This is a genomic window from Pacificimonas flava (assembly GCF_000342165.1).
In the GTDB taxonomy this organism is placed as follows: Bacteria; Pseudomonadota; Alphaproteobacteria; order Sphingomonadales; family Sphingomonadaceae; genus Pacificimonas; species Pacificimonas flava.
On record NZ_AMRV01000005.1, the window covers coordinates 126,309 to 152,095 of the forward strand.

A 25,787-nucleotide genomic window follows, 5' to 3' on the forward strand; every position below is an offset into this window, starting at 1 on the left:
ACTGTCTATCACAGCTGGCGAACGCGCGGGCAATGCGGGATCCGCCGGGCGAGAAAATCCTTCACCCGCTTCACGGTGCCGCGTCTTGGATTTTTCGCGCCCCCGCGCTCGCACATGGCGTGAATATGAGAAGGCTATTTGATCCACATCCAGATCGCCATCGCCACCATCATCAGGTTCTCGGTCAGCGAGACGAAGCCGAGCGGCACGTTCGAGCCGCCGCCGACGCATGCGCATTTCAACTCGCGCTTGTCGATATAGACCGCCTTGAAGACGCTGATCGCGCCCACCGTGCCGATGAACAGCGCCACGGGCACCGATATGAAGTGCAGTGCGCCCGCGATCATCAGGATGCCGGCCAGCCCCTCCGCAAAGGGATAGATGAAACCATAGCGAACCCAGCGCCGCGCCAGGAGGTCGTAGTTCAGGAACATGGTCGAGAAGCTGCGCACGTCCTGCAGCTTCTGAACGGCCAGAAAGCACATGGAGATGGCGATGAACCATTCGGCGGCGCGGACGGTGAATATCTGCCCCAGCGCTGCCCAGCTGACCGCGAGCGCCATTAGCGCGGCGACGGAAAAGATCGCTATGACCGGCTGATAGCTGGTCTCACCCTCCTTCTTCTGGCTCCGGCTTTTCCCGAAATATTCCCGCAGATCGTCATAGCCGCCGATGCGCCGACCCCCGATAAAGGTCTGCGGCGTGGTCGGCACGTCGTGGTTTTCCTTGAAGGCGTCGGTTTCCTCCCGCGTCGTCAGATGATGATCGTCCACGGCAAAGCCCTGACGGCGGAGCAGGTCGACGGTTTTCAGGCCGAACGGGCAAACATGCTGCGGCATGACCATACGGTAGACAGTTGCGGTCTTTTGGCGTGTCGCCATGGTATCCTCCTTCGTTGCGGACGTTACCGCTTCGCTTTTTCAAACAGCGCAATCAGCTCGTTGAACTTCGTGCGCTGCTCGTCTTCGTTGCCAGAGCGAATGGCATCCGAGACGCAGCAGGCTGCGTGATCCTTCAGCACTTCGCTCTCGGCGCGCGACAGGGCGGCGCGAACAGCCTGAATCTGCGTCAGGATGTCGATGCAATAACGGTCGTCCTCGACCATTTGCGCGATACCTCGCACCTGCCCGGCAATACGGTTGAAACGGTTCACCTTCGCCTTGCTGCGCGCTTGTGCCTCATCGGCCATGTCCCGCTCCATTGTCATACCCTGTAGGGGTGTTTATGTAGTACCCCCGCAGGGTATTTTTCAAGGGTATGGTTGGTGTGACCGGGATTTCCATGATCAGTCGGCGGCAGGCTCTCGGCGGCGCAGCGGCGCTGGGTCTCGCGGGTCTTTCCGCCCCCTCCTGGGCGCATGGCGGAGACGTCCAGGCGCGCGAGATACGCAGCGGCTTCGACGCCGTGTCGGGAGAGGACATCGACCTGACCATCGCCCGCGGCACACGGCGGGTCGGCCGGCGTCAGGGCTCCGCGGTTGCGGTGAACGGCAGCGTGCCGGGGCCGCTGGTGCGTCTGAAACAGGGGCAGACGGTTCGGCTGAACGTCACCAATACATTGGATGAGGACAGCTCCATCCATTGGCATGGTCTGCTGGTTCCGTTTCAATATGACGGCGTGCCGGGGGTGAGCTTTCCCGGCATCGCCCCGGGCGAGACGTTCCGCTACGAATTCCCCGTTCGGCAGGCCGGCACCTACTGGTGGCACAGTCATTCCGGGTTGCAGGAACAAACGGGTCATTATGGGCCGATCATCATCGAACCGGACGATCCCGATCCTGTGGAGGCGGACCGCGACTATGTCCTCCTGCTGTCGGAATTCACCCCGCATCACCCGCACCGGCTCATGGCGAAGCTGAAGAAGGGGGAGGGCTATTTCAATTATCAGCAGCGCAGCTGGACCGACGATTACCCGCTGACTGCCGAAGAGCGGCGCATGTGGGCGAAAATGCGCATGATGCCGACGGATATTCTGGACGTGACGGGCGCGGAATATACCTATCTGGCGAACGGCCACGGCCCGGCGGACGGCCTGGAATATGCTTTTCGTCCCGGCGAGCGTGTTCGGCTGCGCCTGATCAACGGCAGCGCCATGACGTTCTTCAACGTCCGGATACCCGGTCTGGTGATGACCGTCGTTGCGGCCGATGGGCAGAATGTGCGGCCCGTGGAGGTGGATGAGCTGCAGATCGGCGTGGCGGAAACCTATGATGTCATCGTCGAACCGCGCGGCGCGGCTGCCTATACCATCGCCGCGGAAAGCATGGACCGGTCAGGCATGGCGGTGGCGTCCCTCGTGAGCGCGCCTGGTGCGCGCGCCGACGTTCCGGCACTGCGCTCTCCGCCGCTCCTGACCATGGCCGACATGGGCATGAACCACGGCTCGGCGCACGGTATGGAGCATGGCGCGTCCCAAGGCATGAACCATGGCGCGTCCCAAGGCATGAACCATGGCGCGGCGCAGGGCATGGACCATGGGGCGATGGGCCATGGCGCCATGGCGGGGGATGCGACGGACCACACCGCCATGGATCACCCGGCCATGGACCACGGGGGCGGCAGCCATGCGGCCATGGGGCATAGTGATCAAGCGCCGGCCTCTGCGTCCATGAACGGCATGGACATGCGCGATACGGACCTCTTGCCGGACACCGTGAAGGTAGGACCGGGGATCGACATGGTTTCGATGAACCCCGTCGACCGCATGGGCGATCCCGGTATCGGCTTGGCGACGGTTCCGCACCGCACGCTGAATTACCGGATGCTGCGCGCACTCGCGCGCAACCCGGTACGCCCCCCGACGCGGGAGATGGAAATTCATCTGACCGGCAACATGGAACGCTACATGTGGTCCTTCGACGGTCAGAAATTCGCGGCCGTCAGCGACAGTCCGATCCGCTTCGCCCATGACGAGCGGGTGCGCGTAAAGCTGGTCAACGACACGATGATGGCCCACCCCATCCACCTGCACGGCCATTTCTTTGAGCTGGTGAACGGTGCGGACGCGGCGGACCAGCCGCTGAAGCATACGGTCATCGTACAGCCCGGCGGCAGCGCGACGTTCGACCTGACGGCGAACGAGCCGGGGGACTGGGCCTTTCACTGCCATCTTCTCTATCACATGCATGCCGGCATGTTTCAGGTCGTCAGCGTCGCCTTTCCGCAGGGAGAGGGCGCATGAAATCCGCCATTCTGGCCGCCGCCCTGCTGACAGCGCCCGCATTGGCGCAGCACGAAGGGCACGGTTCGGCGCCGAACCCGGTACAGATGGACCATGGTGCCATGGGGCACGAAGCAGTGGACCACAGCGAGAGGGGGCATCCGTCGGTGACCGCCGATCCACCGGCCGGCAGCGGACCGGCGCGGGCCGCCGACAGGATCTGGGGCGCGGACGCCATGAGCGCGTCTCGCGAACGCCTGCTCCGGGAGCAGGGCGGCCAGCGCTATTTCTGGGTCATGGCGGACCGCGCCGAATATCGTCTGCGCGACGGCGCGGATGGCTATTTGTGGGATGTGCAGGGCTATTATGGCGGCGACCTCAACCGGTTCTGGTTCAAGTCCGAGGGTGAGGGCGCCTTCGGCGAGGACATCGAGGGCGCGGACATTCAGGGGCTGTGGAGCCACGCAATCGGTCCGTGGTTCGACCTGCAGGCGGGTGTGCGGCAGGATTTCGCCCCGCGCGACAGAACCTATGGCGTCCTCGGCGTACAGGGGCTGGCCCCCTATTTGTTCGAACTGGACTTTGCCGCGTTTCTGTCGGACCGGGGCGATCTGACCGCGCGGCTGGAGGCGGAACTGGATCAGCGCATCACGCAGCGCCTGATCCTGCAGCCGCGCGCAGAGGTCGAACTGGCGGCGCAGGATGTGCCGGAACTGGGTATCGGCGCGGGACTGGACCGGGCGGAACTGGGGCTAAGGCTCCGTTATGAATTCGCCCGCGAATTCGCGCCCTATGTGGGTATCGAGCAGGAATGGCGGGTGGGCGGAAGCGCGGACTATGCCCGCGCAGAAGGTGAGGATGCCAGCGCGACCAATTTGGTCGCCGGCATTCGCATGTGGTTCTAACCTATAGGCAGAGGCTGAGCGTCGCCGTCGGCATGCCGGTATAAGCCGCGGCGGCAAGGCCGGCCAGCGCGGCCCCGAACGCGACGCGGTCCAGCGTGCCGCCCATCCTGGCGCGGGGCCAAAAACTCCACGACAGGTAGGCCAGCGCGAGGAGCGAGAGTATCCACAGGCCGACGAGAAGCGTACGCGCGGCGTTCAGCGGGCCAAAGGACAGCTGGTGCCATTCCAGCGCGCAGGCTGCGCCCTCCATCGCATAGATCAGACTGAATGCGGCAGCCCAGAGCGTGAGCCCGGCCAACAGGCGAACGATCATGTTCATGCCATCAGCGCCGGAACATGGCTTGCCGTCAGCACGATCGCTGTGACACCGGCGGCATAGTCGGTCCAGAGCTGCGCAATGCGCGGCTCCGCCCGCCTCGCGGCCGAATGATAGCCAGCGCGGCGGCGACGCAGGACGAACAGCTGGGCAAGCAGCGCAACGAAGACATGGAATCCCGCATAGCCGAACATGACGCCGAGAGCGGCATTATAGGCATGCTCCGTTGGCGGCGGCGCGAAAAACGCACTCAGGGTCAGCGCAATCAGCATCGCGGCAGTGCCGGCAAGCCCCAGCCCCTCTCGCTGCGCGGCGGGCCGGTGGCGCGCAGCGCTTGCGACACCCGCGCCGAGGAGGCCGAGGCCGAGCGTCAGCAGCGAGGCCTCCATCAGGCGCGGCGGCGGCCAGTTCGGTGCGATGGTCCACAGATAGGCATAACCGAAGAGCAGGGCTCCGAAGAACGTCGCGTCGGCGGCAAGCAGGAAGGCGCTGCCCCACCAGCCCGGCGGATCCTCCACTTCCGCATGGGTCAGCGCGGTTTCCTCGCCGCGAATGGGCAGCGGGCCGACATCTTCCTTGCGGCCCAGCGCCGCCGCCCAGCGCCAGCCGAGCCATGCCATCCCGGCCAGGGGTAGGGGCGTCAGCCAGTAGAACTTGAGTAGCATGAGCACGAAGAACGCGCCGGTGACGAGCGCCGTGACGATCGGCAGCATGGTGTTGCCGGGAACGACCAGAATGTGATCCGCGCGGCCGGTGACGATGTCGACCGCCATGGTCTCGCGCCAGCCGCGCCTCGGTTCGGAAAGATAGCCCTTACCGGCGGCGAGGCGGTGGGCGAGGCGCGGATCGTCCTCCAGCGGGTCGCGGCTTTCGACGTGCGGAATGCTGCCGATATTGTAGCTGGGCGGCGGCAGGCTCATGCCCCATTCCAGGGTCCCGGCGCGCCAGGGATTGCGGCGGCTTCTGGGCGCATGGAAGAATTGCAGCGAGATATCGATCACGAACAGCGCGATGCCGAAGGCGAGGACGAAGCTGCCGACGGAGGAGAGGAGGTTGTAGAACGTCCAGCCGATTCCTTCGGGATAGGTGTCGATGCGGCGCGGCTGGCCCAGCAGGCCGACAAGATGCATCAGGAAGAACGTCATGTTGAAGCCGACGAAGATCAACCAGAACGCCAGCGTTCCCAGCCGGTACTGCCGCTGACGGCCCGTGAAATGGGCCAGCCAGTAATAGGCCGCCGCGAACATCGGAAAAACAAAGCCGCCGACAAGTACGTAATGCAGATGCGCCGTGACGAAGGCGCTGTCATGCGCCTGCCAGTCGAACGGCACGACCGCGACCATGACGCCGGTCAGTCCGCCCATGACGAAGGTCACGAAGAACCCGATCAGATAGAGCATCGGCATGCGCAACTGCGGACGCCCGCTCCACAGCGTGCCGATCCACGCGAAGATCTGCACCGCAGTCGGGATCGCCACCAGTGTCGACGCGGCGGAGAAGAAGGCGAGCGCCATGTGCGGAATGCCGACCGTGAACATGTGGTGGACCCACAGTCCGAAGCTGAGAAAACCGAGCGCGAGGATCGCGCCGACGATCCAGCCGTAACCCAGGATCTTCGTGCGCGCCATGACGGGCAGGATGGTCGAAATGACGCCGGCAGCCGGCAAGAAGATGATGTAGACCTCCGGATGCCCGAACAGCCAGAACAGGTGCTGCCACAGAAGGGAGTCGCCGCCGCGCGCGGCATCGAAGAAGGGCCAGCCAAAGGCACGCTCCAGTTCCAGAAGGACCGAGCCGAGGATGAGCGGCGGAAAGCCAATCAGCATCATGCCCGCCGTCACAAGCATGTACCATGCAAAGAGCGGCATCTTGTCGAGCGACATGCCCGGCGCGCGCACCTTCAGGATGGACACGACGATGTCGACCGCCGTGACGATCGCGGAAATCTCCACGAAGGTGATGCCGAGCAGCCAGAAGTCGGAATTGATGCCCGGCGAATAGGGCTTGGATGACAGCGGCGTATACATGAACCAGCCGGAATCGGGCGCAAGGCCGGCCAGCATGGCGATGATGAGAAGGCTGCCGCCGAACAGGTAACACCACCAGCCATAGGCGGTTATGCGCGGAAAGGCGAAGTCCCGCGACCCCAGCATCTTTGGCAGCATGTAGATCGCGAACCCCTCGAACATGGGAATTGCGAACAGGAACATCATGATGCTGCCGTGCATCGTGAACAGTTGGTTATAGACGTCCGGACCGGCAAAGGCGCTGCCCGGAGTGGCCAACTGCGCCCGGATCAGCATGGCCAGAATTCCGCCGATCAGAAAGAAGATGAACGCGGTCAGGATCAGCCGAATGCCAAGCTGGCTGTGATTGACCGACGCAAGCGCGCCGCGCCAGCCGGGAGGCGAGTCCCAAATTCGCGCAAGGTCCCTGTGGCGGCGAAGCGCGTTCACGGCCTGTCCCCCGCCGAAAAGGCCTGCCACCCGGCCGCGTCGTGCGCGACGACCCGAAATCCATGACGGGCGTGGCCGATGCCGCAATATTCCGCGCACACGCCGGCATAGATTCCCGGCCTGTCCGCCTCGATGCGCAGCACGTTCTGGCGCCCGGGAACCGCGTCCATCTTGCCGCCCAGCCTTGGCACCCAGAAGGCATGGATAACGTCGGCTGTCGTCAGCACCACGTCGACCGGGCGGCCTGCGGGGATGTGGAGCGCATCATAGGTGCGGCGCCCGCCCCCATCATATCCGAACACCCAGCGCCACTGGCTGCTTTCCGCCGATACGCGGACAAGGTCCGAGCTTTGCCGTGGCAGCAGCCTCTCACCGATCACAAGGCCGTAGGCGAGAAGGGCGGTCAGGACCGTGATGGGAAAGACGAGGCCCGCGCCGACGATCCAGACGCGTTTCGCCGGGGATGCCGGCCGGCGCTTGAGAAAAGCGAATGCGATCAGACCGCAAACCAGCAGCAGGATCGCGGTGGACCCTGCGAGCATGACCCACCAGATAGAGGAAATTGCACGTGCAGCCGGTCCCGCCGGATCGAGTGCGGACAGATCGCCCGTGCAGGCGGTTGAAAGAAATCCGCCGACAAGCGTTGGCAGTGCGACTTTATTCAGGAAGGGACGGCGATGGCGAGCGCGGAAGACAAGGAGGATCAGCTGGTCGATCCGATCAGCAGCAATCCGAAGTTCGACCGCGCGGAGTCCAAGATCGCGGTAGCCGGACATCCTATCCATGCCATGCTCGTCGCCTTTCCGATCGGTCTGACCGGCTGTGCGTTCGGGGCCGATCTGTTCTATTGGTGGACGGGCGACCTGTTTTGGGCACGTGCGGCCATTTGGGGTGCCGGCATGGCGTTCCTGATGGGGCTGGCCGCCGGTGTTTCCGGCACCGTAGAGCTTTTGAGCGTACCGGGCATCCGTGCCCGAGCGGCAAGCTGGACGCATTTCGTGGTCGCCATGACGCTCCTGTCCATCCTGGGCGCGAACTGGGGTTTTCGTTTGTACGGGTACGAGAAGGCGCTGCTGCCATGGGGATTGATGCTGTCGGCCCTCTCCGCCGGCATGGCTCTCTTTGCGGGATGGCATGGCGGCAAGCTGGTGTTCGATTATCAAGTCGGCACCTCGTCCACCGGCAATTGACGGTTCTGCGGTATCATCAGCCATTCGGGCGCAACCGTGTCCGGAATAAGCGGCTTTACAAGGACGAGCAGCAGGATCGCCGTCAACAGTACGGCGCCGACGCCAAGCGGCAGGATGGGCGAGGGGGCGTCGCTGCGCCCGGATCGTTCGCCCATGCGAACCACGATGGTTCCCACATGAACGTGAAGCGCTGCCAGTAGCGCGACGAGCGCGAGTTTGGCGAACATCCACGGTACGAAGACCTCCCGCAGGAAAATCAGCGCCATGCCCGCCCCGACGGCCACGACCGCTGCCGGCGTGACCACATGGGTATAGCCGTAATGCGAGAAGCGGCGAGCCCGCGTATATTCCTCCTGCGTCTCCTCGCGGTGATGCTGTGCCAGAAGGATCGGCAGCGCCAGAAGGCCCGCCGCCCAGAACAGGACCGCGGAGATATGCATCCCCTTCATGAAGGCTATGAAAATCGTCATTGCAAGCCGGTGGCGGCGGTGCCGGCCTGCGAAAGACTCTCTTGCGGCCACGCCCGCCGCGCGATCAGCATCGCGGCGGCGGCATAGGGCAGCATGGCCGGCACCCACATGATCAGGCCGGCAAGCTGCTGATCTTCAAGCGGCGACAGGCCGTACGTGAGCGGCGCAAGCCAATGATGCGGATAAAGCGGCTCCGGCGCGAAGGTCAGAATTGCACCGAGAAGGCCCATCTGCCCCGCGGCGGCGGCAAGCGTCAGGGCGGCAAGGGGCATGCTCGCGCGTGCATGCAGAACGGATCGCCAGAACCAGAGTGCCGTGCCGAACAACGACGCCTGCATCACCCAGTAAAGCGGCGTGCTTTCCAGCGCCGCGGTATAAAAACCGGGAAGGTGCCACGCCCATAGGACAAGGGTGGAGAGGGCGAAGGGGAGAGCCGCTCCGTTCGATGTCTGTCCGTCCCTCGGGTCGCGCTTTGGAAGCGCAGCGGCCAGCAGCGGAGCGGCGACGGTCACCAGCAGAATATGGTGAACGCTGCGCGCGGAGAAGAGTGCGCTCGACAAGGCGCAAAGCGGAGACACGAAGACGATCGTCAGTACGGTGAGGGCGGAAAATGCAGAGAATCTGGCGCGCCCGGGCAGACGAAATGCCCAGAGCGCGCAGAGGGCAAGCACCGTCAGCAGCACCGGGTCGACGTTCCAGCGCGCCAGCCAATCCCCGGGCAGCGGGGCGGGGCCGCAATAGGCGATTTCGAGCGGAATGGCGCCCTCCCCCTTCCTTGTCACTCTCGTACCTTGATGCCGACCCACGAATCCTGCGTGTCCAGCACCCTGCGCCCCACCATCATAAACCGCGCGGCATGCCTTGAGTTCCTATCGCGGCGGGAACCAGCGCGCATTCCAGAACGGTTGTCACCGTCTATAAGGATCGTTGGGGCGGAACGGCGTAAGAAGAAAGGGATGGGCGAACGAAGATGGACTGGCTGAACTGGACGAGCGATCCTGCCGCGTGGGCAGCGCTGGCGACACTTGTCGTCATGGAAATCGTGCTGGGGATCGATAATCTGATCTTCATCTCGATCCTGTCCAACAAGCTGCCGGAGGCGCAGCGGCAAAAGGCGCGGCGGCTGGGAATCGGTCTCGCCCTCATCATGCGCCTCGCGCTTCTGTCGGTTATCGCCTGGCTGGTGGGACTGACGGCGCCGGTGGTCGACCTCGGTTTCAGCGGCCCGCCGGGCCCGCACGGCGAACCCACGTTCGAAACGCAGCTGTCCTGGCGTGACATCATCCTGATTGCGGGTGGGCTTTTCCTTGTCTGGAAGGCGACAAAGGAAATTCATCACAATGTCGATCCCGGTCCGAAGGACGACATGTTCGAGAGCGGAAAAGCGGCCATCGGCTTCGGCGCGGCCATCTTTCAGATTCTGCTCCTCGACATGGTGTTTTCCATCGATTCCATCCTCACGGCGGTCGGCATGACGGAATACCTGCCGATCATGGTCATCGCGGTGATCGCCGCCGTCCTTGTCATGCTGCTGGCCGCCGACCCCCTGGCGAACTTCATCAATGCCAATCCGACCGTGGTCATGCTGGCACTCGGCTTCCTGCTGATGATCGGCTCGGTGCTCATCGCGGACGGCTTCGGCGTGCATGTGCCGAAAGGATATATCTACACGGCCATGGCCTTCTCCGCCGGGGTCGAGGCACTGAACATCTTTGCCCGCCGACGGACAAAATCATGAGCGGCGGCGGCGCGCTAGGGACTGTCATTTCTGCCGGTTCCCAAACCGCGCCGTCCAGATAACCTGAAGGGAAACCATGAGACCGGACCCATGCCGTCCGGTCCGCCCATATCCTGGGAAGGCAGCGCGGCAACCTGACGGCGCCACAGGCTTCCCACGCGCCTTAGGGAGGGGTCCGCTATGATCGCCATTGGCACCGCTGCTGCCGATACGCCGCCGCCCATCAAACTCTCGACCAAATTGTTCTACGGCGCCGGCTCCATCGGCTACGGCATCAAGGACGTTGCCTTTCGCACCTTCCTGCTCGTCTACTATAACCAGGTGATCGGCGTTCGCGCCGAACTCGTATCGCTCGCCATTCTCGTCGCGCTGGTCGTGGACGCGATCTCCGATCCGCTGGTGGGGCAGTTGTCGGACAATCTCCGCACACGCTGGGGCAGGCGCCACCCGCTGATGTTCGCATCGGCCATCCCCGCCGCCGGTAGCTTGCTGTTTCTCTTTCTGCCGCCGGCCGGGCTGAATGACGTGCAGATGTTCTTCTACATTCTCGTCGTTGGCTGCGCGGTGCGAACCTTCATCACCTTCTATGAAATCCCGAGCAGTGCGCTCGCGCCCGAACTGACCAGCGAATATGACGAGCGGACCTCCATCGCCAGCTTCCGCTATTTCTTCGGCTACCTGGGCGGCGTTGGCATTTCCTTTCTGACTCTCCTCGTCTTTCTGAAACCGACGGAGGCCTTCCCGGTCGGGCAGCTCAATCCCGCCGGCTACTGGACGTTCGCAATTACGGGCGCGGCGCTGATGCTGGCTTCGATCCTCGTGTCGAGCTTCGGCACGCTTCACCGCGTCAAATATTTCAGGCCGCAGCCCGTTCGGGAGCGGGTGGGGATGCGCCGAAACCTTGCGCAGATGCGGGAAAGCTTCTCGCATCGCGGCTTTCTCGCCATTCTGGGCTTCGGCATGCTGAAATATACCGCCATCGGCATGACGGGCGCGCTGATCCTGTACTTCGGAACCTATTTGTGGCGCCTCAATTCGAACGAGCTGGCGATTCTTGCGCTCGATTCCCTGATGGGGGCCTTTCTCGGCCTGTTTCTGGCGCCGTGGGCGTCGCGGCGCTTCGGCAAACGCAACGCCGCCCTGGGATTGACTGTGATTGCCGTCTTCGTCGGCGCCATGCCCTATGTGCTGCGCCTCAGCGGCCTGTTCTTCTCGAATGACAGCCCCTACCTGATTCCGGCCCTGTTCACGCTCGTCTCCATCTACTCCGCCTGCGGCGTCAGTTCGGCGATCCTGGTGCATGCGATGGTCGGCGATGTGGTCGAGGAAAGCCAGCTCTCGACCGGTCGCCGTACGGAGGGGCTGTTCTATGCCGCGAACACCTTCATGCAGAAGGCGGTGTCGGGCATCGGCGTCTTCGCGGCCGGTCTTCTCGTTGCCGCTGTCGGGCTGGAGCCGGGAACCGATCCCGCCACGCTGGAGGCGGGGGTCGCGCAGGACCTTGCGCTCATCTACGTGCCGATGCTGGTCTTTCTCTACGTTGCCGGCGCGGCCTGCCTGCTGTTCTACAAAATCGATCGCACCAGCCACGAGGCCAATCTGCGCGCGCTCGAGGAGCGGGACCGGCGACAGGCGGCGAACGCCGACATGATCGCGGACCCTGCCGACTGACAAGGCCCGCTTATTGCCGGGCGGCGGCGCTTTCCTCGCGCCGCGCCTTGAACTCCGAGCCGTCCTTCCAGGTCGGCCAGTCGCCGGAGCCGGCAAGGTCGGCGCCGATCGTGCCGATCAGCGCAATATCCTGGATAGCGCCGGTCAGGTCCCAATCCTCGCTGAGACGGTCGCATGCCTGATGATAGCAATTTCCGGTATAGTCATCGATCCAGGCCTGTCCGGCCTTACGCCCGCCGTCCTTCAGGTCGGCAGCACCGGCAATCCCCATCAGCAGCATGACCGGCACCCCGCGCTTGGCGAACGAGAAATGGTCGGCCCGGTAGAACAAACCGTTCTGCGGCAGGCTTTCCGGCGTCACCGTGCGCCCCTGCGTCGCGGCCACTGTGGCCATACGGTCTTCCAGCGTGTTCTGCCCCTCGCCGACCAAAATCACGTCGCTCGCGGCGCCGGCGGTCTGCAGGATATCGATGTCGAGATTGGCCACGGTCTTTTCGAGCGGAAAGACCGGATTTGCCGCATAATATTCCGAACCTAGAAGGCCGCGTTCCTCTGCCGTCCAAGCGGCGAAGATCACGCTGCGCTCCAGCGGCGGGCCGGCCTGCATGTTGCGGGCGATTTCCAGCATGCCGGCGATGCCGAGCGCATCGTCGTTCGCGCCCGCGCGGTAGATATGTCCGTGCTCGTCCGGCTTGCCCTCGCCATAGGCGTCCCAATGCGCGCCGTACATGATGACCTGATCCGGGTGGGCGGTCCCCGGAATACGGGCGAGGACATTGTGACTGTCGACCTGCTCATGCTGCACCGGCACGGATGCGTTGAAGGTCACGCCCTCGAGCGGGACGGGGTGGAAGTCGGGGGAGCGGGCCGCTTCCTTCAATGCCGCCAGGTCCAGCCCGGCGGCACTGAAGAGCTGCGTTGCCGCATCGCCGGCAATCCAGCCCTGCAGCGCGAGGCTGGTCAGTTCATCCGGCGCGCGCTCAATGTCGTAGTTCTCGCCCCCGGGACTTTCGACGACGTTCCAGCCATAGCCGGCCGCGTCCGTCTGGTGAACGATCAGCGCCGCGACCGCGCCCTGCCGCGCCGCCTCCTCGAACTTGTAGGTCCAGCGCCCGTAATAGGTCATGGCCTTGTCGCCGAACGTGCCGGCCGCCGGCTCACCGGGCCGCGCCGCAAAATCGGGGTCGTTTACCAGGAACACGGCGACCTTTCCCTTAAGGTCTGCGCCCTTGAAATCGTCCCAGCCGCGTTCCGGCGCATTGACGCCGTAGCCGACGAAGACGACGGGCGCATTTTCCACGCGCGCGACGTCGTCGGGACGGATGGTGGAGACGTAAATCTCCTCTGCCTGGGTGGCGGGCATGGTCCCCGTCGGCGTTGCAAAGGCCATGCTGCCCTTGCCAAGTTTCGTATGCAGCAGCGGTACCGTTTGCAGCCACTGGCCGTCCGGGCCGGCAGGCTCCAGCCCAAGCGCCTCGAACCTGGCGATCAGATAACCGAGCGTGCGGTCTTCGCCTGCGGTTCCCGGCGCGCGGCCCTCGAACGTATCGGAAGCCAGCGTCCCGACAGTCTGTTCAAGCTGGGCGGGGTCAATATCCATCTCGGCAAGAGCGGGGTGGGCTGTGCCGGCAAGAAGCGCGGCGGCGAAGGCGAAACGGCGGATCATCGTCATGCCGCGCACACTAGGGCGGACGCGCAGCAGGGCAAGCCGCTAGCGAACAAACCGCAAAGGGCATGGCACTGCCGGGCCCCGGTCTGCTAGCGGGCAGCTGCGAACCGAGATCCAGAAGGGGCCAGAATGCAGGATGCCGCGCAGGCCGGCGAACCGTCCGCAGCGCAAATCGCAGCGGCGCTCGACGGCAAGACGAAGCCGCAGGGGTCGCTTGGTCGTCTGGAAGCGCTCGCGGCGCAGATCGCGGCGCTGCAGGGAAGGCTGGTCCCCAAAATGAAGCGCGCGGCGCTGACGATTTTTGCTGCCGATCACGGGATTGCAGCTGCCGGCGTCTCTGCCTTCCCGCAGGATGTGACCGGGCAGATGGTCGCAAACTTCCTTGCCGGCGGCGCAGCGGCGAACGTGATCGCGCAGAGCATGGACGTTCCCGTAACCGTCGTCGACTGCGGTGTTCGTACGGAGCCGGACGGGAGGCCCGGCCTCGTTTCGCTGCGGCTGGGTGCGGGAACGGCGAACAGTTTGCACGGGCCTGCGATGGCGGCGGCGGACGCTGAGGCGGCTTTGGATAATGGCCTTCGGTACGGAGCCGCTATCGATGCGGATGCCGTATGCTTCGGGGAAATGGGCATCGCCAATACCTCGTCCGCGACGCTGCTCGCGCATAAATTGACCGGCATCCCCGTCGCTGTTCTAGCCGGCCGGGGAACCGGGCTCGACGATGAGGCCCTGATGCGAAAGACCGTCATTCTGGAAAGGGCTGCGGCGCGTACCGGTCGTCTGTCCCCTCGCGCGGCGCTGGCGGAGGTGGGAGGCTTCGAGATCGGCACCATGGCCGGGGCGATGCTCGGTGCAGCCCGGAAGCGGCGGATCGTCATCGTCGATGGCTTTATCGCCGGCGCGGCGGCCCTGCTGGCGCGCGCGCTGGAGCCCCGGGTCGACCGCGCACTGATCTGGTCCCACCGCTCTGCCGAGCGCGGGCACGGTGCCCTGCTCGATCATGTCAGCGCGCGACCTCTCTTCGATTTCGACATGCGGCTGGGCGAGGGGACGGGCGCTCTTCTGGCTTGGCCGACAGTGAGGGCGGCGGCGGCGATCTTCCGCATGGCGAGCTTTGCCGATGCCGGCGTGACGGAGCGCCGCTGACGAATGTCAGCCGACCTTCTGAAAAGGGAACTTGCCCGTTTCCTCGCGGCGGTCATGTTCCTGACGCGCGTGCCCGTGCCACTCCTGGCCCACGATTCTGACATGGCCACGGCCTCCGCGCGCTATTATCCCCTTGTGGGGATCCTGATCGGCGCAGTTGCCGCTGCCGGGTTTGCCGGCGGGCTGGCAATCGGCGGAGGCGTTGTCGGCGCGCTGCTCGCGACTGCTGCGACCCTGCTCCTGACCGGTGCCTTTCATGAGGATGGGCTGGCCGATCTGTTCGACGGGATGGGGGCATCATCGCCGGCCCGTGCTCTTGAAATTATGCGCGACAGCCGGCTTGGCACGTTCGGCGCTGCGGCGCTGTTCATCGTGTTGGCGCTGAAGGTCGCAGCCTTGGCGCAGTTGCCGGCCGCGCTCGCCTTGGCTGCGCTGATCGCCGTGCACGGGTTGTCGCGCCTGTCCGCCCTGATCGTCATCGCCACGTCGCGCTACGTCCGCAGCGACGGGACGGCGAAACCCGTTGCGGACAGTATGAACATGAGCGGATTGGCGACGGCTGCGCTGATTGGCATCGTGATCCTGACCGGGTTCGCGCTTCATACAAGCCTGCCGCTTGTGGGCGCGTTGATGCTGGGCCTCACCGCCGGCCATATTCTGGCACGTGCCGCGTTCGAGCGCCGGCTGGGGGGATATACAGGCGATTGTCTGGGCGCCGTGCAGCAGATTTCCGAAGTGGGAGCGTATCTGGCGCTGCTGGCATGGCTCTGATCTTTCTGCGCCATGCGCCGATCCGGGATGCGGCGGGGCTTTGCTATGGGCAATTTGACGTCGCGGCGGAACCCGTGGGCGCGGCCGAGTTGGCGTCCCTTGCGGCCTCGCTCGGCAAACCGGCGCGCATCCTGACGAGTCCGCTGTCGCGGTGCCAGGACCTCGCCCTCCCGCTCGGCCGGCATTTGGGCCAGAGTCCGATCGTCGATGTCAGGCTGGCGGAGATGGATTTCGGGCGTTGGGAGGGGCGGCCCTGGACCGAAATTCCCCGTTCGGAAATCGATGAATGGGCGGCGGATGTCGAGGGCGCACGGCCGCATCGCGGCGAAAGCGTGGCCATGCTGGGCGCACGCGTTTCGGATTTCATTCGGGACGTTCAGGGCCGGGCGGGCGACAGTCTCGTCGTGACGCATCTGGGGGTCGTACGCGCCGCGCTTCGCGCCGTCGGCCGGGTGGACGCGCTTGAGACGCGGCTCGGCTTCTGCGAGGCGCTGCGTCTGGAGGAGACATTGGAATGACCGAAGCCGCACAGAATGCCGGGCACAAGGCCGAGATGGAAAAGCTGCAGGCGGCGCAGCGCGAGAAGCGCCGGACGCTGACCGACCCCGAGCGCGGCCTGGTTCTCGTCCATACCGGTGATGGCAAGGGCAAGTCGACGAGCGCGTTCGGCGTCATCGCCCGCGCGCTTGGCTGGGGGCAGCGCGTCGCGGTCGTACAGTTCATCAAGGGGAAGTGGAAAACCGGGGAAAAGCAATTCTTCACGCGCTTTCCAGACCTTCTGGAATGGCACGTCATGGGGGACGGTTTCACCTGGGACACACAGGACCGTGACAGGGATATCGCGGCAGCAAGGGCCGCGCTGGCAAAGGCGAGAACGCTGATCGAAAGCGGTGATTTCGCGCTGATCGTCCTCGACGAAATCAACATCGCGCTTCGCTATGACTATCTTTCCGTGACGGACGTTCTGGCGGCGCTAGAGGCGCGCGCGGATACGGCGGTAATCCTGACCGGTCGGGACGCGAAGCCCGAACTGATGGATGCCGCGGACGGCGTGACCGAGATGCGCGAAGTGAAGCATCCCTTTCACGCCGGCATCCGCGCTCAGCAAGGCATCGATTTCTAACCGGCGATGCGGCGCATTCGCGCTCGGCGATTGACAAGCCGCGCCGCGCCGCGCCAAAGGCGGCCGCAGACGGTGCCTCTGTCCGATGGACGGCGGTGAAAAGGGAAGTCGGTGCGAAACCGGCGCTGTGCCCGCAACTGTAAGCCGGAAGTTCCGGACCGGAAATGTCACTGGCAGCGCGTTCATGCGCGGCTGGGAAGACGGGTCTAGCGAGCGATGATCGGCGAGCCAGGAGACCTGCCGTCGCGTCGTTCGTCCGGGGGCCGGGTCCAGCCCATGCGGACAGGAAGCGAAACGTTTCCCAAAGTAACGACAGCAAGAATGGCTCGTTTCGGGGTCGGATTTGTGCTGCGGCCGCGCTTTTGGCCGCGTCGCCCGTCCGGCCGGCCACACTGTCAAATCCCGGTCGCGCCCGGACGCGCGGCCCGTCTGTGCTTTGGAACAAGACGAACATGAAGCCCATCATCCTTTATGGCGCCGCCATCGGCGCCGTCCTTTGCGTACCCGGTGTCGCAGCGGCGCAGTCCCCCAATCTGGTCGAGGCGGGCGCACAGGACGACGATACCATCGTGGTCACTGCGAACCGCACGCAGCGCCGCCTGTCCGACGTCGGCGAGTCCGTCAGCATCATCGGCGAAAAGGCGATTATCGAGCGGCAGCCGACGGAGGTCCTCGACCTTCTGCGCACCGTGCCGGGGCTCACCTTCAACAGCAATGGCGGGATTGGCACCAGCACCTCTGTCAGCATTCGCGGCGCGAACAGCGACCAGACCGTCGTCCTGATCGACGGCGTCAAGCTGAACGATCCGGCCTCTCCCGGTGGGGGCTTTAACTTCGGATCGCTGCTGACCGGCAACATCGCCCGCGTCGAGGTCGTGCGCGGATCGCAGTCGGTGCTGTACGGTAGCCAGGCGATCGGCGGTGTCATCAACCTGCTGACGCGCGAACCGACCGAGGACCTTGCGGCCTTCGCCCGCGCCGAATATGGCGAACGGGACACGGCGCAACTGGTCGGCAATGTCTCTCAGCGTTTCGGCCCCGTGGCCGTCAGCGCGGGCGGCAATTATTTGCGCACCGACGGCATCTCCGCATTCAGCCGCGCGCGTGGCGGTATCGAGCCCGACGGTTTCGAAAGCTGGGGCGCGAACGGCAAGGTAGATGTCTATCTGACCGACACCATCTCGCTGGATCTGCGCGGTTTCTATGCCGACGGCGAGACGGAGGTGGACGGGTTTCCCGCCCCCGACTTCGCACTCGCCGACACGGACGAGATTTCCGAGCGGACCGATTTCGTCGGCTATGGCGGGCTGAACGCATCGTTGATGGACGGCCGTTTCCGCAACCGGATCGGTTTTGCCTATACCAATATCGACCGTCAGAATATCGACCGGTCGGGCAATAGCGACGTGGAGACGTTCGATGCGAACGGCGAGAATCGGCGGTTCGAATATCAGGGCGTTTTCGAGGCGGCGGATCATGCCGAGCTGGTCTTCGGCGCGGAAACCGAGACCTCCGAATTTCGCAGCTCCAGCTATGGCGGCCCGGCCGCGACGGCGGAGGTCGGTATCGACAGCATCTATGGCCAGGTGAACCTGACGCCGCTGGCCGGCCTGTCGCTGACCGGCGGCGTGCGCTACGATCATCACGAGACCTTCGGCGGCAACACGGTGTTCGCGGTCAGCGGAGCCTATACGCCGAATGCCGGTTCGACGACGATCCGCGGTAGCTTTGGGGAGGGCTTCAAGGCGCCGGCGCTCTATCAGCTCTACAGCGAATATGGCAATGAGGCGTTGCAGCCGGAACAGTCGGACAGCTGGGACGTGGGCGTTACGCAGCGCCTGGTCGGCGGCCTCGCGGAAGTGGGCGTCACCTATTTCCGCCGCGATGCCGAAAACCAGATCGCCTTCGTATCCTGCTTTCAGAATTCTGACCCGATTTGCACGGACCGCCCGAACGGGACCTATGGCAACATCGCACGCACGAATGCGGACGGCGTTGAGGTCGGCCTTGCGCTACGGCCGGCGGCAGGCTTCGACCTCTCCGCGAACTATTCCTTCATCGATACGCAGGATGAAGCGACGGGCAACGTCCTCGCCCGTCAGCCAAAGCACAAGGTCAGCCTGCTCGCCGACTATCGTCTGCCATCGGGCATCGCATTCGGCGGGACGGTCGTGCAGGTGGGCGACAGTTTCGACAACGCCTCCAACAGCCGCGCGCTCGATGGCTATGTGACGGTCGATCTGCGCGCGTCCGTTCCCGTCGCGAAGGGGGTGGAGCTTTACGGCCGTGCGGAAAACCTGTTCGACGCGGAATATGAAACCGTTTTCCGCTATGGCGCCGCGCCGCAGACCTTTCTTGGCGGCGTTCGTCTGGTGATCTGATCCGATGCGGCGCGCGCTTCTGACCCTGGGTCTTTCAGTCCTTGTTGCCGCCTGTTCGCCCGGCGGGGCAGGCAATGGCCCGGCCGGCGGGACGGAGCCGCGCCGCATCGTGAGCCTGGATTACTGCGCGGACCAGTATGTACTGCGCTTCGCGGACCGGCAGGAGATCGCCGCCGTGTCCCCCGATGCGGACGCGCGCTTTTCCTACATGCGGGCACGCGCGAAGGGGCTGCCGCAGGTGCGACCGCGAACGGCGGATATCCTGATCCTGCAGCCCGATCTGGTGGTGCGCTCCTATGGCGGCGAGCCCGGCATCGCGGACGCACTGGAACGGGCCGGCGTTCCGGTGCTTCAGGTCGGCTTTCCCACCGACATCTCGGAGGTGCGGGCGGAGGTGCGCCGGATCGGCGCCGCGCTGGGGAAAGCGCGAGAAGCGAAGGCCTTGTCCGACGCAGTCGGTCGACGGATCGGGAGAATAGCAAAGGCCCCGTCCGGCGCGGAACCGGAACTGCTTTATATGACTCCGGCGGGCGTGACCTCTGGCCCGGGAACGCTGGTCAACGACATGATTGAGGCGGCCGGCTACCGGAATTTCCAGACGCGCGCCGGCTGGAACCCATTGCCGCTCGAGCGGCTGGCCTATGACCGGCCGGACGTTGTGGCTGCGGCCTTTTTCGAAAGCGCGACGAACCATGTCGACAATTGGAGCGCGGCGCGTCACCCGGTCGCCCGCGCCCAGCTCGCCGAATTGCCGGTCGTGCCGCTTGAGGGGGCGTGGACATCCTGCGGCGGCTGGTTCCTGATCGATGCGGTCGAGGCGCTGGCCGCCGCGCGGGGCGCGCCGGTATGACGGGCTTGCCTGGCCAGTTGCGGGAGGGTGGCTTGAACATGGCGCTGGTGGCGGCGCTGGCACTGGTGCTCCTGCTTGCTCTGACCCTTGGATCCGTATCGCTCCCGCTCGACCGGGCGCTGCTTGCGCTGTTCGGGGGCGGAAGCGCAGGCGATCGCATCGTGATCTGGCAGATCCGTCTGCCCCGCGTCCTAGCCGCCGGTCTGGTCGGCGCCGCACTCGGCCTCAGCGGGGCCGGTCTGCAAGGACTGTTGCGCAATCCCTTGGCGGAGCCCGGCGTTCTCGGCGTCTCCGCCTCGGCGGCCCTGTTCGCGAGCGCGACGCTGTATTTCGGACTTGCCGTCGCCGGGCCGTTGACCCTGCCGTTGGCCGCGACGTTCGGTGCGCTCGCCGCGACGGGCATCGTCGCGGCAGCGGCGCTGCGCACGCGTTCGGTGGTGACGCTGATCCTGATTGGCGTGGGCCTGTCCAGCTTTTCGGCGGCGTTGATGGCGCTGCTGATGAATCTGGCGCCCAATCCGTTCTCGCTCGCCGACATGGTGAACTGGATGCTGGGCACCGTCGCCAATCGCAGCGCGCAGGATCTGCTGTTCGCCGCACCGTTCCTGATTGCGGGCGGTGCGCTTCTTTTCGGCGCGCGGCGCGGCCTGTCGGCGCTGACCTTGGGAGAGGAGGCGGCCGAGGGTCTCGGTCTCAACCTGCGGCGACAGCGAGTGCTGATCATCCTCGGTGCTGGCCTTGCCACGGGCGCATCGGTGGCCCTGGCGGGCTCCATCGGTTTCGTGGGGATCGTCGCCCCGCACCTTGTCCGGCCGCTGGTACGACACGACCCGGCAAAGGTGTTGCTACCGGCGGCGCTTCTCGGCGCGCTGATCCTGATGGCTGCGGACATCGGCGTACGGGTGCTGCCGACGGACAGCGAACTGAAGCTGGGTGTGGTCGCCTCCCTTCTCGGCGCGCCGGTCTTCATCTGGATCGCGGCGCGGCGCAGGTTGATCGCATGAGTGCACTGCACGTAGAGGGCCTTGGCTACAGCGCCGGTGGCCGCGCTCTGGTGACGGACGCAAGCTTTGCTTTGCAGCCCGGCAGTTTCACCATGCTGATCGGCCCAAACGGGTCGGGCAAGACGACGCTGATCCGCCTCGCCCTCGGGTTGTTGAAACCGGATACGGGAACCGCCCGGCTAGCGGGCGAGGACGTGCAGCGCCTTTCTATGCGCCAGCGCGCGCTGCGCGCGGCTTATCTGCCGCAAAGCCGGCCGCTCGCCTGGCCGCAGCCTGTGATCGATCTCGTCGCGCTCGGCCGCTTTGCCTATGGCGGAGGGCCGGGGCGGTTGGCCGGCGATGATGCCATCGCCGTCGAGAAGGCTGTCGCCGCCTGCCGCTTGCAGCCCCTTCTGCACCGGTCGGCCGACACTTTGTCCGGCGGCGAGCTTGCGCGCGTGCATCTGGCGCGGGCGATGGCGACGGAGGCGCCGTTGATTGTCGCGGACGAACCCGCCGCCGCGCTCGACGTGCGGTATCAGCACGAGGTGATGCAGCTGTTCGCGAATGCCACCGGAGCGGGACGAGCGGTCCTGGCGGTCGTTCACGACCTGACGCTGGCCGCGCGCTATGCGGATCGGCTGATCTGGATGAGCGAAGGGCACATCGTCGCCGACGGAACGCCGGCGGACACGATGACCGCCGAGCGGCTGCGGTCGGTGTTCGTCGTCGAGGCGGACGTTGCAGTGGGCGCGAGTGGAGACGTGTCCGTCGAGATCGCCGGACCCGCCGCGTGACGCGCGCCCTGATGCTGCAGGGCACCGGGTCGGACGTCGGCAAGTCGCTGATGGTCGCGGGCCTCTGCCGGCTCGCGCGGCGGCGCGGCGTATCCGTGGCGCCCTTCAAGCCGCAAAACATGTCGAACAACGCGGCGGCATGCCCGGGCGGGGGCGAGATCGGCCGGGCCCAGGCCTTGCAGGCGCGGGCCGCCGGCATTCCGCCGACGGTGGAGATGAACCCGGTCCTTCTGAAACCGGAAAGCGACCGCCGCGCGCAGCTGGTCCTGCATGGCCGCGCGCGGGGCCGAGACGAGGCCGCCGCCTATATGGCGCGCCGAGGAACGCTTCTGCCGGAAGTGCTGAGGGCCTTTCGCGCCCTGTCAGAGCGGCACGACCTGATCCTGGTTGAGGGGGCGGGAAGTCCCGCCGAAGTCAATCTGCGTCAGGGCGATATTGCGAATATGGGCTTTGCGCAGGCGGCAGGCGTTCCCGTCTGCCTGGTCGCCGACATCGACCGCGGCGGCGTCATTGCCTCGCTGGTGGGAACGCAGGCAGTGCTGGAGGCGGAGGATGCATCGCGCATAGCGGGCTTCCTGATCAACCGGTTCCGGGGTGACCCCGCCCTGTTCGATGCGGGCGTGCGCACGATCGAGCATCGCACCGGCTGGCGGTGTTTCGGTGTGGTGCCCTGGCTGGGGTCGGCGGCGCGCCTGCCGGCCGAGGATGCCGTGGTGCTGGAGCGGCGGCCGGCGCCGGATGACCGCCTGCACGTTGCGGTACCGCTGCTCTCCCGCATCAGCAATTTCGACGACCTCGATCCCCTGCGCGCCGAACCCGGCGTCCGAGTGGATTTCGTGCCGCCCGGACGACCGCTGCCGCGCAGCGCGGACGCCATTATCCTGTGTGGTACGAAGTCGACGGTGGGCGATCTTGCCATGCTGACGGCGGAGGGTTGGCACCACGATATCCATGCGCACGTCCTTGCGGGCGGACATTTGCTGGGTCTATGCGGCGGTTTTCAGATGATGGGCGGCTCCGTACGGGATCCCACAGGCTCCGATGGCAGCGTGAGCAGCGCGATCGGCCTCGGCCTGTTCGACATGGAAACGGAGATGCTGCCGAAAAAGATCGTCCGCTCCGTTCAGGGCCGGACGGAGGGAATGCCGGGCGCCGGCGCGCGGGTTGCGGGATACGAGATCCATACCGGCCGCTCGCACGGTCCGGCATTGTCCGCGCCGCTTCTGCGATTCGACGATGGCCGGCTCGACGGGTCGGTGGCGGCCGGCGGCCGTATACTCGGCACCTATATGCATGGCCTGTTCGCAAGCGATGCCTTTCGCCGGCAGTGGCTGGAAAGTATCCGAAGCGGCACCGCGTCGGCTGCCGACTATGAACAGTCGGTGGAGCAGGCGCTCGACGATCTGGCGGACGGCATGGAAGCGGCGCTGGACATCGATGCCCTTTTGGCGCTTGCGGCATCGGTGCGATGAATTTGCCGCTTCTGATGCTGGGGGGTCTGGCGCTGGAAGTCGCCACCGGCCTTTCCGACCGGCTCGGACGAACGCCGCTGCACCCCGTGCGCGCGTTCGGTGCTTTGGCCGGGCGTGTCGAGCGCAGCACGAACCGCGCGGCTTCCTCGCGCCTCACGCGCATTCTTCTGGGCGATGCTTGTACGGCTGCGCTCGTATTCCTCGCGGCGGCCGCAGGTTTTGTCGTTCAGGGCGCGCTGCCATGCGGTTGGCGCGGCACCGCAGCGGGGGCAATCCTTGCCGCGAGCCTGCTTGCGGCGCGATCGCTGCACGGACACGTTGCGGCGGTCGCATCCGCCTATAGGAACGACGGCCTTTCCGCCGCGCGCCACCGTGTCGGCCGCATCGTCGGGCGGCATACCGACCATATGGACGAGGCCGCCGCTGCGCGCGCGGCAATCGAGAGCTTGGCGGAGAATGCCTCCGACGGGGTCTTGGCGCCGCTGTTCTGGGGCGCGCTTTTCGGCCTGCCGGGGCTCGCCGCGTACAAGGCTGTGAATACGCTCGACTCGATGATCGGACATCGCAGTGCGCGCTACGAGGCGTATGGGAAGGTCGCTGCACGCCTCGACGACGCCGCGAACTGGATTCCGGCGCGTCTGACGGCGCTACTGATCGCAGCCGCCGCCGGACAGATGCCTCCCGTGGGGCGGCTGCGCCGGGAGGCGGCGGCGCACCGTTCGCCGAATGCCGGTTGGCCCGAAGCGGCGATGGCTCATGCGCTCGGAATCGTGTTGTCGGGTCCCCGTCATTATCCGGAGGGGCCGAGTGACGATCCCTGGCTCAACGCGGCGGGGCAACCGGCATCGATGGCCGATATCGACAGGGCGCTCGGCATCTATCGCCGGGCCGTGGGTCTTGCGGCGGCAGGGCTGCTGGTGGCGGGTCTGGCGGTTCGATGAGCGAGGACCCGCATACCGCCCATGGCGGCCGGATCGATCTGATGCGGCAGGCTTTCCCCCATGCGCCGCAGCCGTGGATCGACCTGTCGACGGGCATCAACCCGCATGCGTATCCCCATGGCCCTTCCACCCATGCATATGATCGCGTTTTGCCGGAACAGATGCTGCGTACGTCCTGTGAGGCGGCGATGGCTGCACGCTTTGGCTGCGCGGCGGACGCGTGCCGTGCCGTGCCGGGAACCGAACTCGTCATCCGCCTTCTGCCGTACATCCTGCGCGAGCGGCGTGTCGCGGTGCGGCGGCCAAGCTATGCCGATCACGAGCACGCTTGGCGCAGCGCGGGCGCACGGCTGTCGCTGCACGATGATCCGCTTGAGATGGCAAAAGCGGATGACGCGTCGATCGTGGTCATCGTCAATCCGAACAATCCGGACGGGCGGGTCTGCACACGTGCGGAGGTCGCGGCGGCGCACGCTGCGCTGATGGAGCGTGGCGGCACGCTGATCGTCGATGAGGCCTATGCCGATCTGTCCCCGGACATCAGCGTCGCGGGGCGGGCAGGGGCACCGGGGCTGATCATCCTGCGGTCCTTCGGGAAGACCTATGGCCTGCCGGGTCTTCGTCTAGGCAGCGTTCTTGCCGAGGCGAAGGTGCTGCGCCGGCTCGATGCGCTTCTCGGGCATTGGGCCGTGTCCGGCGCCGCGCTGCGAACCGGGCAGCAAGCCTATGGCGATACCGGGTGGCTGCGCCGCACAGCCGCGCAGGTTCGGCGCGAAAGCGATGAACTGCGGCTGGTCCTGAACCGAGCCGGCCTTGTCGACAGGGGCGGAACGCTGCTCTTCCGCTACGTCCGCGCGGACGATGCTCTGGCGGTGTGGACCCAGCTTGCGGAAAAAGGGATCGCGGTGCGCCGCTTTGACAACGATCCCTATCATTTGCGTATCGGTCTGCCGGGAGATGCCAACGCGCTGGCGCGCTTGCAGGCCGCGCTCAGCCCTTCAGTTTGAGCGGCAAGCCGGCAATGATCAGGTCCACGCGATCCGCCAGCCCGGCGAGACGTTGGTTCAACCGCCCCTGTTCGTCGCGAAACCGCCGGCCGAGCGGATGGTTGGGTACGATGCCGCTGCCCACCTCGTTGGAGACGAGATGGACATTCGCCGGGCAGCAGGTCAGCGCCGCGACCAGCGTATCGACCTCGGCCTCAACCTTGTGTTCCGCCAACATCAGGTTGGACAGCCACAAGGTGCAGCAGTCGACAAGGATCGTACCGGACTGCGCCTGCGTCAGAACGGGGGCAAGGCCGAGCGGCGCTTCTATCGTCTGCCACTCCGCGCCGCGTTCCTGCCGGTGACGGACGATGCGCTCTTCCATTTCCGCATCGAACGGCTGGGCGGTCGCGACGAAGATATGAGGGGCCTCGCCTGCCGTGGCGGCTTCGAGCGCGTGCCGACTCTTTCCGGAGCGTGCGCCGCCAAGATAGAGGCGGATCACGTGTCCCACTCCGCACGCGTTTCGTTCAGTCGGCGCATGATGACCTGCCGCTCGGCATCGTCCATCGTGGACCAACCGGCAATCTCCGCCAGCGTTCTGCCGCACCCGGTACAAATGTGCCGCTCCTTGTCGAGAGCGCAGACACCGATGCAGGGCGACAGGCTCGATGCAGATGGGGGCGGGACAGAGGGCACCCGATCTTCAAGACAGGAAGGCGCCGGGCGCGCAAGATACATGAGCGTCCGGCCCGGCGCCCTC

The 25,787-nt window shown here is 65.6% G+C and carries 26 protein-coding genes and 1 riboswitch; of the genes, 16 read left to right on the top strand and 10 right to left on the bottom strand.

The features are described from left to right. Window positions 1–134: 134 nt before the first annotated feature. Entirely contained in the window at window positions 135–881 is a 747-nt protein-coding gene (locus C725_RS09025) for a MauE/DoxX family redox-associated membrane protein (RefSeq protein WP_008602146.1), read from the bottom strand. A 23-nt stretch (window positions 882–904) separates the two neighbouring features. Next, the gene (locus C725_RS09030; RefSeq protein ID WP_038282671.1) at window positions 905–1,189 is read right to left on the bottom strand and encodes a metal-sensitive transcriptional regulator; all 285 of its coding nucleotides are present in this window, start codon (window positions 1,187–1,189) and stop codon (window positions 905–907) included. Window positions 1,190–1,257: 68 nt separating this feature from the next. Between C725_RS09030 and C725_RS09035 the strand changes: the two genes are divergently transcribed. After that, a complete protein-coding gene (locus C725_RS09035; protein WP_008602151.1) occupies window positions 1,258–3,180 on the top strand; it encodes a copper resistance system multicopper oxidase in 1,923 nt (640 codons plus the stop codon). Continuing rightward, window positions 3,177–4,064 carry a copper resistance protein B gene (locus C725_RS09040; RefSeq protein WP_008602153.1) on the top strand — a complete coding sequence of 296 codons (888 nt, stop codon included), beginning with the start codon at window positions 3,177–3,179 and terminating at the stop codon, window positions 4,062–4,064. Before C725_RS09035 ends, C725_RS09040 begins: the two co-directional genes overlap by 4 nt. A 1-nt stretch (window position 4,065) precedes the next feature. Here C725_RS09040 and C725_RS09045 read toward each other — a convergent pair whose 3' ends face one another. Genes C725_RS09045 through coxB form a run of 3 tightly spaced genes read right to left on the bottom strand, consistent with a single transcriptional unit; the run spans window position 4,066 to window position 7,501 of the window. Further along, window positions 4,066–4,383: a hypothetical protein gene (locus tag C725_RS09045; RefSeq protein WP_008602155.1), complete on the bottom strand. Its 318-nt coding sequence runs from the start codon at window positions 4,381–4,383 to the stop codon at window positions 4,066–4,068. Continuing rightward, complete coding sequence (ctaD, locus tag C725_RS09050; RefSeq protein ID WP_008602157.1) at window positions 4,380–6,836, bottom strand: cytochrome c oxidase subunit I; 2,457 nt, start codon at window positions 6,834–6,836, stop codon at window positions 4,380–4,382. Before ctaD ends, C725_RS09045 begins: the two co-directional genes overlap by 4 nt. Continuing rightward, the gene (gene coxB, locus C725_RS09055) at window positions 6,833–7,501 is read right to left on the bottom strand and encodes a cytochrome c oxidase subunit II (RefSeq protein WP_420804922.1); all 669 of its coding nucleotides are present in this window, start codon (window positions 7,499–7,501) and stop codon (window positions 6,833–6,835) included. Before coxB ends, ctaD begins: the two co-directional genes overlap by 4 nt. 12 nt (window positions 7,502–7,513) lie before the next feature. Between coxB and C725_RS09060 the strand changes: the two genes are divergently transcribed. Then, window positions 7,514–8,026 carry a DUF2231 domain-containing protein gene (locus C725_RS09060; protein WP_008602160.1) on the top strand — a complete coding sequence of 171 codons (513 nt, stop codon included), beginning with the start codon at window positions 7,514–7,516 and terminating at the stop codon, window positions 8,024–8,026. Here C725_RS09060 and C725_RS09065 read toward each other — a convergent pair. Together C725_RS09065 and C725_RS09070 are read right to left on the bottom strand one after the other, a co-directional pair. Then, window positions 7,996–8,496: a CopD family protein gene (locus tag C725_RS09065; protein ID WP_008602162.1), complete on the bottom strand. Its 501-nt coding sequence runs from the start codon at window positions 8,494–8,496 to the stop codon at window positions 7,996–7,998. The genes C725_RS09060 and C725_RS09065 overlap by 31 nt on opposite strands. Next, window positions 8,493–9,278, bottom strand: a complete 786-nt coding sequence (locus tag C725_RS09070) for a cytochrome c oxidase assembly protein (protein WP_008602164.1) — start codon at window positions 9,276–9,278, stop codon at window positions 8,493–8,495. The genes C725_RS09065 and C725_RS09070 overlap by 4 nt, the downstream gene beginning before the upstream one ends. A gap of 188 nt (window positions 9,279–9,466) precedes the next feature. On the opposite strand from C725_RS09070, the gene C725_RS09075 reads away from it, so the two are divergent. Next, on the top strand, window positions 9,467–10,234 hold the full coding sequence (locus C725_RS09075) for a TerC family protein (protein ID WP_008602172.1): 768 nt from the start codon (window positions 9,467–9,469) through the stop codon (window positions 10,232–10,234). 180 nt (window positions 10,235–10,414) lie between these two features. Next, on the top strand, window positions 10,415–11,905 hold the full coding sequence (locus C725_RS09080; RefSeq protein ID WP_008602177.1) for an MFS transporter: 1,491 nt from the start codon (window positions 10,415–10,417) through the stop codon (window positions 11,903–11,905). Window positions 11,906–11,915: 10 nt separating this feature from the next. Here C725_RS09080 and C725_RS09085 read toward each other — a convergent pair whose 3' ends face one another. Continuing rightward, on the bottom strand, window positions 11,916–13,577 hold the full coding sequence (locus tag C725_RS09085) for a M28 family metallopeptidase (protein ID WP_038282679.1): 1,662 nt from the start codon (window positions 13,575–13,577) through the stop codon (window positions 11,916–11,918). A gap of 126 nt (window positions 13,578–13,703) precedes the next feature. Here C725_RS09085 and cobT point away from each other — a divergent pair, with 126 nt between their 5' ends. The 11 genes from cobT (at window position 13,704) to cobD (ending at window position 25,045) form a co-directional block, all read left to right on the top strand. Next, window positions 13,704–14,720, top strand: coding sequence for a nicotinate-nucleotide--dimethylbenzimidazole phosphoribosyltransferase (gene cobT, locus C725_RS09090; RefSeq protein ID WP_008602181.1), 1,017 nt, complete (start codon window positions 13,704–13,706; stop codon window positions 14,718–14,720). A gap of 3 nt (window positions 14,721–14,723) precedes the next feature. After that, window positions 14,724–15,491 (top strand): adenosylcobinamide-GDP ribazoletransferase, encoded by a 768-nt coding sequence (gene cobS, locus C725_RS09095; RefSeq protein WP_008602184.1) that lies wholly within the window; start codon window positions 14,724–14,726, stop codon window positions 15,489–15,491. Beyond that, window positions 15,482–16,009 (top strand): histidine phosphatase family protein, encoded by a 528-nt coding sequence (locus tag C725_RS09100; RefSeq protein ID WP_008602186.1) that lies wholly within the window; start codon window positions 15,482–15,484, stop codon window positions 16,007–16,009. The genes cobS and C725_RS09100 overlap by 10 nt, the downstream gene beginning before the upstream one ends. Continuing rightward, window positions 16,006–16,614, top strand: coding sequence for a cob(I)yrinic acid a,c-diamide adenosyltransferase (gene cobO, locus C725_RS09105; protein ID WP_008602188.1), 609 nt, complete (start codon window positions 16,006–16,008; stop codon window positions 16,612–16,614). The genes C725_RS09100 and cobO overlap by 4 nt, the downstream gene beginning before the upstream one ends. Before the next feature lie 53 nt (window positions 16,615–16,667). After that, window positions 16,668–16,872, top strand: a riboswitch (cobalamin riboswitch). Window positions 16,873–17,066: 194 nt separating this feature from the next. After that, a complete protein-coding gene (locus C725_RS09110; RefSeq protein ID WP_038282685.1) occupies window positions 17,067–18,995 on the top strand; it encodes a TonB-dependent receptor plug domain-containing protein in 1,929 nt (642 codons plus the stop codon). A 4-nt stretch (window positions 18,996–18,999) separates the two neighbouring features. After that, entirely contained in the window at window positions 19,000–19,845 is an 846-nt protein-coding gene (locus tag C725_RS09115) for an ABC transporter substrate-binding protein (RefSeq protein WP_008602192.1), read from the top strand. Continuing rightward, window positions 19,842–20,849 (top strand): FecCD family ABC transporter permease, encoded by a 1,008-nt coding sequence (locus C725_RS09120; RefSeq protein ID WP_243442726.1) that lies wholly within the window; start codon window positions 19,842–19,844, stop codon window positions 20,847–20,849. Before C725_RS09115 ends, C725_RS09120 begins: the two co-directional genes overlap by 4 nt. Then, window positions 20,846–21,625 (top strand): ABC transporter ATP-binding protein, encoded by a 780-nt coding sequence (locus C725_RS09125; RefSeq protein WP_008602194.1) that lies wholly within the window; start codon window positions 20,846–20,848, stop codon window positions 21,623–21,625. The genes C725_RS09120 and C725_RS09125 overlap by 4 nt, the downstream gene beginning before the upstream one ends. An 11-nt stretch (window positions 21,626–21,636) precedes the next feature. Further along, window positions 21,637–23,097 carry a cobyric acid synthase gene (locus C725_RS09130; RefSeq protein ID WP_008602195.1) on the top strand — a complete coding sequence of 487 codons (1,461 nt, stop codon included), beginning with the start codon at window positions 21,637–21,639 and terminating at the stop codon, window positions 23,095–23,097. After that, entirely contained in the window at window positions 23,094–24,038 is a 945-nt protein-coding gene (gene cbiB / locus C725_RS09135) for an adenosylcobinamide-phosphate synthase CbiB (protein ID WP_008602198.1), read from the top strand. Before C725_RS09130 ends, cbiB begins: the two co-directional genes overlap by 4 nt. Next, a complete protein-coding gene (gene cobD / locus C725_RS09140; protein WP_008602200.1) occupies window positions 24,035–25,045 on the top strand; it encodes a threonine-phosphate decarboxylase CobD in 1,011 nt (336 codons plus the stop codon). Before cbiB ends, cobD begins: the two co-directional genes overlap by 4 nt. Here cobD and cobU read toward each other — a convergent pair. After that, complete coding sequence (gene cobU, locus C725_RS09145) at window positions 25,029–25,529, bottom strand: bifunctional adenosylcobinamide kinase/adenosylcobinamide-phosphate guanylyltransferase (protein WP_008602203.1); 501 nt, start codon at window positions 25,527–25,529, stop codon at window positions 25,029–25,031. The two genes, cobD and cobU, sit on opposite strands and share 17 nt — an antisense overlap. Beyond that, a complete protein-coding gene (locus tag C725_RS09150) occupies window positions 25,526–25,723 on the bottom strand; it encodes a DUF1289 domain-containing protein (protein ID WP_008602205.1) in 198 nt (65 codons plus the stop codon). The genes cobU and C725_RS09150 overlap by 4 nt, the downstream gene beginning before the upstream one ends. Between the last annotated feature and the right edge of the window lie 64 nt (window positions 25,724–25,787).

Bases quoted from the DNA above. Each gene is read 5' to 3' on its own strand.
- C725_RS09085 (WP_038282679.1), bottom strand. From the start codon at position 13,577: ATGACGATGATCCGCCGTTTCGCCTTCGCCGCCGCGCTTCTTGCCGGC.
- cobS (WP_008602184.1), top strand. From the start codon at position 14,724: ATGTCAGCCGACCTTCTGAAAAGGGAACTTGCCCGTTTCCTCGCGGCG.
- C725_RS09130 (WP_008602195.1), top strand. From the start codon at position 21,637: ATGCTGCAGGGCACCGGGTCGGACGTCGGCAAGTCGCTGATGGTCGCG.
- C725_RS09075 (WP_008602172.1), top strand. From the start codon at position 9,467: ATGGACTGGCTGAACTGGACGAGCGATCCTGCCGCGTGGGCAGCGCTG.
- C725_RS09025 (WP_008602146.1), bottom strand. From the start codon at position 881: ATGGCGACACGCCAAAAGACCGCAACTGTCTACCGTATGGTCATGCCG.
- C725_RS09100 (WP_008602186.1), top strand. From the start codon at position 15,482: ATGGCTCTGATCTTTCTGCGCCATGCGCCGATCCGGGATGCGGCGGGG.
- C725_RS09030 (WP_038282671.1), bottom strand. From the start codon at position 1,189: ATGGCCGATGAGGCACAAGCGCGCAGCAAGGCGAAGGTGAACCGTTTC.
- cobT (WP_008602181.1), top strand. From the start codon at position 13,704: ATGCAGGATGCCGCGCAGGCCGGCGAACCGTCCGCAGCGCAAATCGCA.
- C725_RS09045 (WP_008602155.1), bottom strand. From the start codon at position 4,383: ATGAACATGATCGTTCGCCTGTTGGCCGGGCTCACGCTCTGGGCTGCC.
- cbiB (WP_008602198.1), top strand. From the start codon at position 23,094: ATGAATTTGCCGCTTCTGATGCTGGGGGGTCTGGCGCTGGAAGTCGCC.
- C725_RS09110 (WP_038282685.1), top strand. From the start codon at position 17,067: ATGAAGCCCATCATCCTTTATGGCGCCGCCATCGGCGCCGTCCTTTGC.
- C725_RS09080 (WP_008602177.1), top strand. From the start codon at position 10,415: ATGATCGCCATTGGCACCGCTGCTGCCGATACGCCGCCGCCCATCAAA.
- C725_RS09065 (WP_008602162.1), bottom strand. From the start codon at position 8,496: ATGACGATTTTCATAGCCTTCATGAAGGGGATGCATATCTCCGCGGTC.
- cobD (WP_008602200.1), top strand. From the start codon at position 24,035: ATGAGCGAGGACCCGCATACCGCCCATGGCGGCCGGATCGATCTGATG.
- C725_RS09060 (WP_008602160.1), top strand. From the start codon at position 7,514: ATGGCGAGCGCGGAAGACAAGGAGGATCAGCTGGTCGATCCGATCAGC.
- C725_RS09035 (WP_008602151.1), top strand. From the start codon at position 1,258: ATGGTTGGTGTGACCGGGATTTCCATGATCAGTCGGCGGCAGGCTCTC.
- C725_RS09120 (WP_243442726.1), top strand. From the start codon at position 19,842: ATGACGGGCTTGCCTGGCCAGTTGCGGGAGGGTGGCTTGAACATGGCG.
- cobO (WP_008602188.1), top strand. From the start codon at position 16,006: ATGACCGAAGCCGCACAGAATGCCGGGCACAAGGCCGAGATGGAAAAG.
- C725_RS09040 (WP_008602153.1), top strand. From the start codon at position 3,177: ATGAAATCCGCCATTCTGGCCGCCGCCCTGCTGACAGCGCCCGCATTG.
- C725_RS09115 (WP_008602192.1), top strand. From the start codon at position 19,000: ATGCGGCGCGCGCTTCTGACCCTGGGTCTTTCAGTCCTTGTTGCCGCC.
- C725_RS09125 (WP_008602194.1), top strand. From the start codon at position 20,846: ATGAGTGCACTGCACGTAGAGGGCCTTGGCTACAGCGCCGGTGGCCGC.